We start from the raw sequence: 12,397 nt of genomic DNA, 5'->3' as shown, positions 1-12,397 counted from the left end.
ACACACTCCAAATGGTATATACCAAATTTAAAGTTGCCATGTTACGTTGCGATGACAAATTTATAGCTAGTCGATGACAGTAAGATGAAAGCCCACTTAGTCGTGTTCGATGAGTTATTGGGTTTAAAAAGAAAGGGAAGCCGAAGCTTCCCTTTTCAGAAAATTTCACCATCAATCGACTATGATTTCGGCTCAGATTTCGCGTCGAATTTCTCAGACCATGTCGCAAGGATCTTTGCTCGTTTGCTACCCATCTCTGCAAAGTCCATATCTGCCATGTTTTCTTGTACATTAGGGAAGTGGGAGACAGTTGCCTTCACATCTTTATGGCCCACAGCTGGTACATTTCAACGTAAAGTTCGTTAGCCGCTTTAGAGATTGACCAGTCAACCACACGCTTCGCTGCGTCAGATTCTTTGACTAGACCAACCGCTTCTGATTCCCAGCCAATACCTTGCGGAGTAATAACCGCAAGCGGTGCGCCTTGAGTTTTCAATTTAGCGCCGCGGCTTGCCATAGAAATACCAATTGCAACTTCACCCATACCAGCTTGAACACATGGCTTAGAACCAGAGTGTGTGTAGTGTGCGATGTTGTTATCTAGCTCACGCATGTAGTTCCATGCTTGGTCTTCGCCCATGTTTTGTAGCCAAGCTGAAACTTGCATGTAGCCCGTGCCTGACGAAGCAGGGTTTGGCATCGCAATGTGACCTTTATAAACTGGGTTGGTTAGGTCTTCCCAAGAGGTTGGTTTTGGTAAGTTCAACTGCTTTGCCACAATCTCATTAAAGCAAAACGGCGTTAAAAAATGCGTCGTTACCGAACCATGCTTGGTTATCTTGTGGGTCGTTTAGGTTTGCGTGTAGTTGCTCAAGACCCTCGGGTGTGTATGGCTTCAGTAGGCTTCATCTTTAAGCAGCGCCATTGAAGAACCTGCAAGTCCCCATACAACTTCGGCTTGTGGGTTGTTTTTTTCCGCAAGCAATTTCGCAGTCATAATGCCCGTTGAGTCGCGAACCCACTTAATTTTGATGTCTGGGTTATCTTTCTCAAATGCAGACTTGTATTTCGCAAGAATGTCAGTTTCGAAAGCGGTGTAAACCGTTACTTCCTGTGCTGCCATTGCATTAGAGGCTAGCAAAGAAACAAGCGCAGCCAGTGATCCTTTCATAAAACGGTTTTTCATCATGTTCTCCAGTTATTGGCTAAGTCAATTTGGTCTGTACCAGTTGGTGTTCTACAAGCTACTGAGCATTTATGACGAATATGTGACCTTAAAATGGCAGTTTTGCGAAAGTTAAGGGTCAATATGCACTAGGTTGAATTTAGAATATGCCATATGAAAGTTTTATGAAATTCGCTTTTGGCCTGTTTACGAATGATTTTCGAACTTGATAGAGTAGCTCTAAATCTGGTGTATACCAAATATGCCGAGTGGTCGATTAAATGGAAATCAAGATGAAGAATGAATACCTACTGTTAACTCCTGGTCCGCTATCTACTTCAGAAACCGTGCGTGAAGCCATGCTTAAAGACTGGTGCACTTGGGATGACGATTACAACAAAGAGATTGTTGAAGTTATTCGCGCTAAATTAGTGAAACTCGCGACTCAAAAAGACGGCTACACCAGCGTATTAATGCAAGGTAGCGGGACAGCATCGGTTGAAGCGACAATTGGTAGCGCGATCGGTCGAGAAGGCAAACTACTCGTTGTAGACAACGGCGCTTACGGTGCTCGTATTGCTCAAATCGCTCAATACTTGAATATTCCGTGCCATGTGGTTTCCCCAGGTGAAACATCACAGCCTAACTTGAACGAGGTTGAAACCGCACTGGCGTCGGACCCTAGCATCACACACGTTGCGATCGTGCATTGTGAAACCACCACAGGCATGCTCAATCCAATTGAACAGATTGCTTCAGTTGCCAATGCCCATAACAAAGTTGTCATCTTAGATGCGATGTCGAGCTTTGGAGGTATTCCAATCGATATTGCCGACCTAGGCATTGATTTTATGATCAGTTCGGCTAACAAGTGCATTCAAGGTGTGCCGGGCTTTGGTTTTGTGATTGCAAAGCAAAGTGAACTTGAAAAGTGTCAAGGACAAGCACGTTCATTGAGTTTAGATCTTTACGACCAGTGGCACTGTATGGAGGCTAATCATGGGAAATGGCGCTTCACGTCTCCAACCCATACGGTTCGTGCATTCTACCAAGCGCTACTGGAGCTTGAAGAAGAAGGGGGCGTGAAAGCTCGTCACCATCGTTACCAAACCAATCAAACCACCTTAGTTGCGGGTATGCGCTCATTAGGCTTTGAACCACTGCTCAATGATGAACTTCATTCTCCGATCATCACATCTTTCTATTCGCCTAATCACAGCGATTACCAGTTCAAAGAGTTTTATACGCGCTTAAAAGCACAAGGCTTTGTGATCTACCCAGGCAAAGTGTCAAACGCAGACTGTTTCCGTATCGGCAATATTGGTGAAGTTTACCCTGCAGATATTGAGCGTCTAATTGGTGCGATTGAAAAAGCCATGTATTGGAAAGTGGCGTAAGCCAGAAAGCGAAGTAAGTGATAATCATGAAGCAGAATGTACAGCCAACACACTTTCGCAGTGAAGGTGATGTCAACACTACGCCCGCGAGGCAAGCCTGGAATGCGTCGATGGACGATGCGCGAACTCAAGCATTATTGAGACGAGATTCTGAAGTCTTTCTTCATCAAGCGATGTCAACGCCTTGTCTCGACACGCTTGAAGCAGCAGAGGGGATTTACATCCAAGATGCCACAGGAAAAAAATACATGGATTTTCATGGCAACAATATTCACCAGCTAGGATATGGTCATCCGCATGTGATTAAACGTGTGCAAGAGCAGATCGCCAAACTGCCGTTCTCACCACGTCGTTTTACTAATGAAACGGCGATTGAGTGTGCGGAAAAGCTAACGGAAATCTGTGGTGGCGAACTGAATCGTGTATTGTTTGCACCCGGTGGGACATCTGCGGTGGGTATGGCACTTAAGTTGGCACGCCACATCACAGGTAACTACAAGGTAGTGTCGTTGTGGGACTCTTTCCACGGCGCATCGTTGGATGCTATCTCTGTCGGGGCGAAGCGTGTTTTCGCCAAGGTATGGGGCCGTTAATGGCGGGTGTTGAGCGCATTCCGCCAGCGGTGTCTTACCGAGGTGCATTGGCGAGTCCTGATGGCAGTGATGTGCACTATGCCGATTACCTTGAATACGTGATAGAAAAAGAGGGTGGTGTGGGTGCGTTTATCGCTGAAGCGGTTCGCAATACCGACGTTCAAGTACCGAGCAAAGCCTACTGGAAGCGCATTCGTGAAATTTGCGACAAACACAATGTCATGCTGATTATCGATGATATTCCTAATGGCATGGGTCGCAGCGGCGAATGGTTCACCTACCAAGCTTATGATATTGAACCAGACATGCTTTGTATTGGTAAAGGCCTAGGTGGAGGGCTAGTACCCATCGCCGCCATGGTAACCAAAGACAAATACAACACGGCCGAACAAATCTCGATGGGTCATTACACTCACGAGAAAAGCCCAATTGGTTGTGCAGCGGCATTGGCCACTATGGAAGCTATCGAGCAAGAAGGCCTGCTAGAAAAAGCAAAAGACGACAGTCAGTTCATGCGTGAAAAGCTATTGGAAATGAAAGCCAAATACCCAGTGATTGGCGATGTACGTGGCATCGGTATGTTGTGGGGCATTGAGCTTGTGACTGATCGTGAAACCAAAGAGCGCGCTTTTGATGAAGCTGAAGCTGTGCTTTACCAGTGCTTGAACAATGGAGTGAGCTTTAAAGTTTCTCAAGGCAATGTGATTCAGTTAAGTCCACCTCTGATCATTACTCGCGAACAACTAACCGAAGCGTTGGCTATCTTCGAAGAAGCGATCACCAAAGTATGCGAAGACTTTAACTATCCAACCACTTTATCAATTTAATGGGCTGTTAAGCGCTCTGACAAACATAAAAAGGATTAAACATGAGTAACTCACCAATTCAAGCAGTTATCTTTGACTGGGCTGGTACTATCGTAGACTTTGGTTCATTTGCGCCAACCAGCATATTTGTTGAGGCGTTCAAACAAGGTTTTGATTTTGATATCAACTTGGAAGAAGCACGCGAACCAATGGGGCTGGGCAAATGGGACCACATCCAAGCAGTAGGTCGAATTCCTGCAGTAGATAAGCGATGGAATGACAAGTTCGGTCGTTCAATGACGAGCGAAGACATTGATGCAATCTACGCGGCATTCATGCCTTTGCAAAAAGCCAAGGTAGCCGATCACGCCGATCCAATCGTTAATGCAATTGAGGTGGTCAACGGCCTGAAAGACAAAGGCATTAAAATTGGCTCTTGTTCCGGCTACCCTCGTGAAGTCATGAATGTGTTGATTCCAGTTGCGGCAGACTACGGATACAAACCCGATTACGTGGTTGCGACGGACGACCTTCCTCAAGGAGGACGCCCTGCGCCATTCATGGCATTGAAGAATGTGATAGAGCTAAACGTGACTGACGTTAACGCTTGTATCAAAGTGGATGATGCCGCGCCGGGTATTGATGAAGGGCATAACGCAGGTATGTGGACTGTTGGTCTTCTGCTTTCTGGCAATGAAGCGGGTCTGACGTTTGAAGAGTACCAAGCGGCAGATGAAGAGACACTGAATGCAGCCCGTGAAAAAGCTCGTGCCAAGCTTATCAAAAGCTCACCGCACTATTTGATCGATACGATTGCGGACTTCCCAGAAGTGGTTGCCGACATTGAGCGCCGTTTAGAGGCCGGCGAACGCCCATAGACCGTTCACAAACCAAATCTATCTTTGTTCCTAGCGAGAATGAAAGCTCCTAACGAGAATGAAACCACTCGTTAGGAACTTTAACCGCTATGACTTCTGCGCGACAGCAAATGGCCTCGTTCGAGAATAGCTCGCACACTATCTTCATTTTCTTTTCAGAAGCCTCAATCACTTCGGCTCGCAGGGTTACCGCCGTATCAATTGGCACTGGCTTTAAAAAAGACACATTCAAATTACCCGTCGCAAACCAAATTTGTTCACCTTCGCCCGTTCCCCTGCCATGTAACTGATAGCCTTTAGAAATTGCCATGCACACGCAGTGACAGTCGATAATGGTCGAAATGATCCCACCATTAACAAAGTGGATAGGCCCAGCGCAATGATGTGGCTGTGGCCTAAAGTTGCAGTAGGCGACATTCTCATCCATCCAGAAGCTTTTGATGTGCAGCCCCTTGGGGTTTTCGTTACCACATCCATAGCAATGGTTGTGTGGAATTTGATCTTGAATCGCAATGTGTGGGTTATCGCTGTCCGCCATCGAAACCTCCAGAAATGCTTTCTATTAGGTATAGAACACGTTGCGAATGTTCATCAACTTACACTTTCTCAAGTGATTGGGAGGGGCTGAAAGTGGCTACAAAATTATTTGTCGTTTAGACAAAAATCATCCGTTTGAAACCTTTCAATCCGCTGCCTACTATTGCCCTACATGCGAGAGTCGTTCTTTCTTCAACACATTTTGAACCTGAATATCCTTTGGAGAAGAAACTTGGAACGAATAAAAGCTATGGACTCAGTAAAAATGAGTAAAGAGCGTGACAGACGTGAGCACGACCTACGCGTTTTGAACTGTGTGAGCGATAGCGAATACGAATCTCGTATGGCGGTATGGAACAATCTAATATCACCTGCTGCACCGATTAGCGAAGTGAAGAAGTTCATTGAATCTGCGTATCTACGTTTGCTTGAAGACCTGACAGCTTCAAAACGCGATTTAACGATTAATCATACCGACTTTGTTGCAATGGCGAGTGAAGAAATTTACTACATTCGTAACCACGTTGCCGATACACGATCGCAATACTTCTGGTACACCGCAATCACCATTACGGTCTGTTTGCTATTCTCCCTATACTTATAAGTCAGTGCCTCCAGTGCCCCACGCTGGAGGCTTTATTTTTTCTAGCCACTCATTTAAATGTCATCACTCATTAGTGATGAAAAGTGTCTGCATAGTTGCGATTTTTTGCATTGTGTACATGGGTTTTGTTAATCAGTCTGCGAAAGAAAACGTTGTAAGTGATTTGAATCTAACAGTTTGATTAAAAGCAAGAAAGTTATCAGTTTATTCCATAGGCTTTAGATTCTTTAATTGAATTTTAAGGGATATGGGATGTTTGATACGAAATGGATTAAGGCTTATTGGCTCGCTATTTTTTGCATAATCTCTTCAACCTATGCCTTAGCTCAGGACCTCTCAAGATATGTTGGCATTTATCAATCAGAGGTTGACTCAAACATCTACCTTCGTATTGAGCAGCGAGAGGACAAGCTGTACATGTACAATACGCAAGGAGTGATGGAGGTCGCGCTATCGAATAATAATACCTTCGATTTAGTCAACTTTTATGCAGGCGGCGCGTTTTCAAATGTCCGCAAGGGTAAATTTCAGAAAATCATCTATCGGGATTGGGCGCATCAAGTACGCTATAGCCGTGTTGATTCCGTTGGTGACAAGAACGTTGCCACTATTTCACATCAACCTTTTTACGCTGCTGATCTAGGTCATACCAATCCAGAGGAGTGTCAAAACGCTTTTCCATTTGAGGTGACGTTAACTCATAACGAAGCTTTAAGCTCTTTGTGGAATGAAATTGATAAAGGCACATACGGTCGCATCAACAGTGTATTGGTTGCTAAAGACGGAGAGCTCATTGTCGAAAAGTACTTTCATGGCTTCAATAAAGATGAAAAGCAGATGGTGCAGTCGGTGAGTAAAAGCATTACCTCTCTGCTTGCAGGTAGTGCAATTGAAGAAGGTTACATTAACAGCGTCGACGATCCGATAAGCCAGTACTTTCCTAAGTACCGAAAGTCGTTTGATGATGGTAAAGACAAAATTTCGTTAAAACACGCACTTTTAATGCAAGCCGGTTGGGAGTGGGATGAGTGGGCTGTGCCTTATACTCATCCAGAAAATGCTCGAACTGCGCAGATGACGGCTAGAGATACAATCAAGTATGTTTTGGACCTGCCATTGGCAAACGCACCAGGAACAACTTTCGCTTATAGCGGTGGTGCGGTGGATGTAGTCGCAGAACTGATTCACAACGCAACGCCACAAACTAATGCCGCTGAGTATTTTAGAGCGAGTCGACTGAAAGACTTGTGCATTACCAATGCTAGCTGGGCGTACATGCAAGATGGCCGAATGGGCGCAGGAGGTGGTATGTACTTTAGGCCACGTGATATGCTGAAATTTGGCCAACTGATTGCAAATGATGGTGAGTGGAATGGTAAGCAACTATTAAGTAAAGGTTGGATTGAGGAAAGCACACAATCATTGGTTTACCCAGTCGCCCAAGGTTATAGTTACTATTGGTGGAATGATGTGTTTGTCCGTAATCAAAAACGTCACGCTGCTATCCTCGCATCTGGTTGGGGTGATCAGACTATTGCGGTGTTCAAAGAGCATAATCTTGTCATTGTTACGACGGGCTACAATTTTGAACGCTTTGGCGACAATCGAAAAATCATTGACGAGCATATTCTACCCGCTTTCCTTTAGTTTATGAGCTGATGAATGGTGAGTTTCTCATCACTTATTACCAAGTTCTTAGGGAAGTGATTTTCGTTTGGGCGTAAGTGTTATATAACTAGATTATTCTATAAGGCTTAGTGTTGTGCTAAGCCTTTTTGTCTAAGAAGCTTATCGGCCGTAGAGAAAGGGGTGATTGTGGCAAAGAAATTCTATGTGGTTTGGAAAGGGCGCACGCCAGGCATTTTTACGACTTGGAATGAATGCAAAGCGCAAGTTGATGGCTTTGCTGGAGCCAAGTACAAGTCTTTCCCAACTCAAGCTGAAGCCGAGGCCGCATATTCAGGCAAACCTTCGGCAGTTCCTGTAAAGCCCAAAGGGGCGACCAAACAAGCTAAACCCAACGCGCTTACTCAAGCTCAAATTGATGACATGCCTTACCAAGTGAAGATTTTCACTGATGGCGCGAGTGAGCCAAACCCTGGTGAATCCGGAACAGGTATTGCGGTCTATCGAGACAACAAAATCGATACGCTTTGGTATGGTCTCTATCAAGCAATGGGGACGAACAATACGGCAGAGCTTAAAGGTCTGCATCACGCTTTAATCATGGCCAAAGAAGTCCTCGCCCAAGGTAATACCGTGGCGATCTATTGTGATTCGAAGTACTCGATAGACTGCATCACGAAATGGGCAAAAGGCTGGCAGAAAAAGGGTTGGACCAAATCTGGTGGAGAGATTAAAAACCTCGATATCATCCAACCGGCATTTGAACTCTACCAACAGATTGAAGCTGATATTAAGATTCATCATGTCAACGGACATGTCGGCATTGAAGGGAATGAACTTGCGGATAGAATGTCGATTGTGGCAATCGATACTAAAGAGCCTGCTCTACAGCATTATCAAGACACTGACGATATCTCAGAGATTCTCGCCCTTCGAACTGGCTAAAAGATTTAAAGACGTTTATGAAGCAACAAATTGGTAGTACCCCAGATATTATCGAGCGGGCACATGCGATTCGATATGAGGTTTTTGTTGATGAGCAGCAGATTCCGTTAGAGCTGGATTTGGATGGTAAAGATCAGCGTTCGATTCATGCTTTGCTGACTGACGGTGAGAATTTAGTGGCGACGGCCCGATTAACTGTGGATGTTAATCAACAAGCTACGCTAGCCCGTGTTGCTGTGACCAAACCTTATCGCGGTCGTGGTATTGCGTCTGACGTTGTTACCTTGATGATGAATTATGCGCAAGAGCACGGCGTTCAGGCGGTTAGCATTCATGCTCACGAATATCTAAGGACTTTCTATGAAGGTTTTGGCTTTGATTTCGTCTCGGACTCAGAGCAAGTGGGTGAACACCGACTGATTGAAATGAAATGTACCCTCAATCAAGAAGCAGTCAGCGCATGCTTAACTCCGTATTTGGGTAAGTCTTAAGCGAGTTTTGCAGGTCAGATCTTTAGGTGAAAACAATAAGCATATGGCTTGAGTGGTTATGTTCGATTGACTACAATAGCGCTCTATTATTTTCTTTCAGGTCATGAATCATGAGCGATAACAAGCCAGAACTGCCAGATCATCTAGCAGGCAACCCACGCAGCCCACACTACGTAGCTGAGTGTTTTGAGCATCAAATCGGTATTCGTCTAAACGGCAAAGAGCGTAACGACGTTGAAGAGTACTGCATTAGCGAAGGTTGGGTGAAGATCCCTTCACCAAAAGCGAAAGATCGCTGGGGTCAACCAATGTTGATCAAGCTAAAAGGTACAGTAGAAGCTTATTACGTATAAGTCGCTGTTAAGATTAAAAAAGGCGAGCAATGAAAGTTGCTCGCCTTTTTGTATTCCATGAGTATTCGATTATTCAGAAACCGTCACGCTTTCAATGGTGATCGCTTCAACAGGCACATCATCGTGTTCAAGTCGAGACATGGTATCGACTTCGGCAATACGGCTCACCACATCCATCCCGGCTGTGACCTTACCAAATACAGCGTAGCCCCAGCCTTGATTGGTTTTCCCGGTATGATCTAAAAAGTCGTTGTCAGCTAAGTTGATGAAGAACTGTGCTGTCGCAGAGTGCGGAGCGTCTGTTCTCGCCATTGCAATTGTACCAACTGTGTTTTTCAGGCCACGATTCGCTTCATTAGCGATTGGGCCATGCGTTGGCTTTTCATCTAACAGAACATCGTAGCCGCCACCTTGAATCATGAACCCTTTGATGACACGGTGAAAAATGGTGCCGTTGTAAAAACCATCTTCACAATATTTTTTGAAGTTCTTTGAACTAACTGGCGCCTTTTCCATGTCTAGTTCAATGTGGATATCACCAAAGTTGGTAGAAAGCGTAATCATAACGGTATCGCCTTACGTAAAGTGGTTAGTGGTATAGTCGTTTGGGTATTGTGTTAGTGCGGTATTATACTCGCCGGGCAAAGAAAGGATAGGAACCTTGCAAACTAACAACCGTGGGAAGCAGTTCCATCGCTAGCATTATGGACAAGGAGCAGTTTAACAGCATGAGTCAAAACTCCCCTCTGAAAACCTTCATTTATGCCGTTTTGGCGCTGGTGGCGTTTGCGGCGAACTCAGTGCTGTGCCGGCTAGCTTAAAAGAAGGCGAAATGGATGCGGGAACCTTCTCGGTGGTCAGGCTAGTTTCCGGCGTTCTGGTATTTGTTGTGTTGAGTCTTGTTTGGACAAAGGATTCAGTCCAAGAACAGGTCGACAAAAAAGAGAGTGGTAAGAATACAAGATTAACTTTGATATCTGCTGCTATGCTGTTTGCCTATGCAGTGCTGTTCTCGTTTGCCTACACGGAGTTAGATACTGGAACGGGAGCGTTGGTGTTATTTGGTTCAGTGCAGATCACTATGATTCTAATGGGTGTGACTCAAGGGCATAAGTTGACGGTTCAAGAAGTCATTGGTGTGTTGATTTCGTTCGGTGGTCTTGCCTATTTGATGCTACCGAGTATGTCTCAAGCGAGTACTGGTCTTGACGACTTAACAGGGTATCTTCTCATGACTTTATCTGGCGTCGCTTGGGGTGTTTATTCAATACTGGGTAGGGGGCAGCTAATCCTCTCAAGCAAACGGCCCTGAACTTCTACTATACGATGCCATTGGTCGTTGTATTAGCGGTGTTTACCGTCTCTTTGGAAAACATCAGTACAGAAGGGGTAGTGTATGCCTCATTATCTGGTGCAGTAGCTTCGGCTCTCGGTTACACCATTTGGTATCAAGCTTTAAATGGGTTGAGTGCAACTCAAGCGTCGGTCGTTCAGTTGTCGGTCCCTGTGATTGCGGCATTGGGAGGCGTGGTGTTTGTTGCAGAGCCTTTGACATTGCGATTGATGCTGGCTTGCTTATTGGTACTCGGGGGCATTGGAATCGTGCTCAAAGCGCGAAGAGCCTAAAAGCTATGTTCTTCAAAAACCTTGTTCTTAAAAAACATTGTTAAGCAAGAAGAAGGCATCCAGAACTGGATGCCTTAGTGTTACGTTACCGAGTTAGCTGAATGAGCCTTAGTAGCGATTCTTTCGACCTTGCTTGTCGTTCATCGTTGTCCGAATCAACTTACCAAACTCTTTAGCGTTAGCCCGCTGCTCGGCCAAGGTCGCGGTATTTCGGCGCTGTTCTCGAAGCAACTTTTGATAGTTATTGAATCGACGTTCATCAAGATTTCCATCTTCAATCGTTTGTTGAACCGCACAGCCGGGTTCGCTGATATGCTGACAATCAGAGAAACGACACTGCTGCGCCAACTCATCGATATCAGAGAAGGTTTCACTGACACCTTGCTCACAATCAGTTAGCTGAAGCTCACGCATTCCCGGCGTATCAATTAACACACCGCCAGATGGCATGATGTGAATCGAACGCGAAGTCGTTGTGTGACGACCTTTACTGTCATCTTCTCGAATGCCGCGCGTCAATTGCGTTTCTTGCCCAAGTAAGGTGTTAACTAGCGTCGATTTACCTACACCAGATGACCCCATAAAAGCAACAGTTTGGCCAGTTTTACACCAAGACGAGAGTGCTTCGACGCTGCTTGGCTCCAAGCCATTGACTGTTTCAACCATTAACATTGGATCGAGTGCCATCACTTGCTGTCGTTTTTCGTCTGCATCCGAACATAAGTCTTGTTTGGTTAGAACAATCACAGGCTCAACGTCCGCTTCATTAGCAAGAGCAAGGTAGCGCTCAATACGGCTTAGATTAAAGTCATCATTAAGTGATACGACAATAAAAAGCGTATCAATATTGGCCGCAATGTATTGACGAGCGACTTTGCTTCCTGCTGCCTTTCGGCTAAAAACGCTTAAACGATCGAGCAGGCGAACGAATTGATGCTGTTCATTCAAAATGACCCAGTCACCAACCGTCATTGCAGGTAGTGACGAGTGAATGTCGAGCGTGATCTGGCCTTGCTCACTCCACAATACGTAACCGCTACGATGGTGCGCGACCACGCGTGCAAAAACGGTGTTGTCGTAGTCTTCTAGGGTAAGTTGTTGTTGATAAAAACCCTTCCAACCAAGTTCTTGATTAGAATAAGTGCTTGTAGATAAATGATTATTTGTCATTGTCGAATTTTCCTAAGCAAGCATTTTTCTGTTGCTCGCTCATAAGAATGAGTTCTGTAGGATCAAATTCGAAAAGAGTCGGATCCCGGTTATTATCCGGGCTATTAGAAATCTAAATGGAGGGAAAGTTTGTTAAGTTTCTCTTAAATTAGAAGTTTCTAAGCCCGCGCTTAAAAGTCATTACAATCATCTTATGTCCTCCGGTT

General features: G+C 45.1%; 12 protein-coding genes and 2 pseudogenes. 10 read left to right on the top strand and 4 right to left on the bottom strand.

From position 1 onward, the window contains the following. Nucleotides 1-179 precede the first annotated feature (179 nt). A pseudogene (locus UA76_RS08430) lies at nucleotides 180-1,189 on the bottom strand (putative 2-aminoethylphosphonate ABC transporter substrate-binding protein). 269 nt (nucleotides 1,190-1,458) lie between these two features. On the opposite strand from UA76_RS08430, the gene phnW reads away from it, so the two are divergent. From phnW to phnX, 3 genes and pseudogenes are all read left to right on the top strand, one after another. Then, nucleotides 1,459-2,562 carry a 2-aminoethylphosphonate--pyruvate transaminase gene (gene phnW / locus UA76_RS08425; RefSeq protein ID WP_047044877.1) on the top strand — a complete coding sequence of 368 codons (1,104 nt, stop codon included), beginning with the start codon at nucleotides 1,459-1,461 and terminating at the stop codon, nucleotides 2,560-2,562. 26 nt (nucleotides 2,563-2,588) lie between these two features. Continuing rightward, nucleotides 2,589-3,982 (top strand): annotated as a pseudogene (locus UA76_RS08420) (aspartate aminotransferase family protein). Nucleotides 3,983-4,023: 41 nt separating this feature from the next. Then, nucleotides 4,024-4,839 (top strand): phosphonoacetaldehyde hydrolase, encoded by an 816-nt coding sequence (phnX, locus tag UA76_RS08415; RefSeq protein WP_047044875.1) that lies wholly within the window; start codon nucleotides 4,024-4,026, stop codon nucleotides 4,837-4,839. Nucleotides 4,840-4,888: 49 nt separating this feature from the next. Here the strand turns inward: phnX and UA76_RS08410 are convergent, their stop codons facing one another. After that, nucleotides 4,889-5,377, bottom strand: a complete 489-nt coding sequence (locus UA76_RS08410) for a PaaI family thioesterase (RefSeq protein WP_047044872.1) — start codon at nucleotides 5,375-5,377, stop codon at nucleotides 4,889-4,891. A 264-nt stretch (nucleotides 5,378-5,641) separates the two neighbouring features. Between UA76_RS08410 and UA76_RS08405 the strand changes: the two genes are divergently transcribed. The 5 genes from UA76_RS08405 to UA76_RS08385 all read left to right on the top strand — a co-directional run bounded on the left by UA76_RS08405 (nucleotide 5,642) and on the right by UA76_RS08385 (nucleotide 9,395). Then, the gene (locus UA76_RS08405) at nucleotides 5,642-5,980 is read left to right on the top strand and encodes a hypothetical protein (RefSeq protein ID WP_047044969.1); all 339 of its coding nucleotides are present in this window, start codon (nucleotides 5,642-5,644) and stop codon (nucleotides 5,978-5,980) included. Between the two features lie 252 nt (nucleotides 5,981-6,232). Then, complete coding sequence (locus UA76_RS08400; protein WP_047044869.1) at nucleotides 6,233-7,627, top strand: serine hydrolase domain-containing protein; 1,395 nt, start codon at nucleotides 6,233-6,235, stop codon at nucleotides 7,625-7,627. Between the two features lie 168 nt (nucleotides 7,628-7,795). Next, on the top strand, nucleotides 7,796-8,551 hold the full coding sequence (locus UA76_RS08395; RefSeq protein ID WP_047044966.1) for a ribonuclease H1 domain-containing protein: 756 nt from the start codon (nucleotides 7,796-7,798) through the stop codon (nucleotides 8,549-8,551). A gap of 17 nt (nucleotides 8,552-8,568) precedes the next feature. Continuing rightward, a complete protein-coding gene (locus UA76_RS08390) occupies nucleotides 8,569-9,042 on the top strand; it encodes a GNAT family N-acetyltransferase (protein ID WP_047044867.1) in 474 nt (157 codons plus the stop codon). 110 nt (nucleotides 9,043-9,152) lie between these two features. After that, on the top strand, nucleotides 9,153-9,395 hold the full coding sequence (locus tag UA76_RS08385) for a DUF3297 family protein (protein WP_047044865.1): 243 nt from the start codon (nucleotides 9,153-9,155) through the stop codon (nucleotides 9,393-9,395). 69 nt (nucleotides 9,396-9,464) lie between these two features. On the opposite strand, the gene UA76_RS08380 is transcribed toward UA76_RS08385, so the two are convergent. Then, nucleotides 9,465-9,959, bottom strand: coding sequence for a peptidylprolyl isomerase (locus UA76_RS08380; RefSeq protein WP_047044862.1), 495 nt, complete (start codon nucleotides 9,957-9,959; stop codon nucleotides 9,465-9,467). Nucleotides 9,960-10,227: 268 nt separating this feature from the next. On the opposite strand from UA76_RS08380, the gene UA76_RS24560 reads away from it, so the two are divergent. Continuing rightward, complete coding sequence (locus UA76_RS24560) at nucleotides 10,228-10,707, top strand: EamA family transporter (protein WP_238322227.1); 480 nt, start codon at nucleotides 10,228-10,230, stop codon at nucleotides 10,705-10,707. Between the two features lie 20 nt (nucleotides 10,708-10,727). Further along, nucleotides 10,728-11,021, top strand: coding sequence for a DMT family transporter (locus tag UA76_RS24555; protein ID WP_238322226.1), 294 nt, complete (start codon nucleotides 10,728-10,730; stop codon nucleotides 11,019-11,021). A 108-nt stretch (nucleotides 11,022-11,129) separates the two neighbouring features. Here UA76_RS24555 and rsgA read toward each other — a convergent pair whose 3' ends face one another. After that, nucleotides 11,130-12,191, bottom strand: coding sequence for a ribosome small subunit-dependent GTPase A (gene rsgA, locus UA76_RS08370; RefSeq protein WP_047044859.1), 1,062 nt, complete (start codon nucleotides 12,189-12,191; stop codon nucleotides 11,130-11,132). Between the last annotated feature and the right edge of the window lie 206 nt (nucleotides 12,192-12,397).

Origin of the sequence: Vibrio mexicanus (assembly GCF_001012815.1) — a bacterium.
Classification (GTDB): Bacteria; Pseudomonadota; Gammaproteobacteria; order Enterobacterales; family Vibrionaceae; genus Vibrio; species Vibrio mexicanus.
Note: the sequence above shows the minus strand (reverse complement) of the source record. Positions and strands in the feature narration are given on the sequence as shown.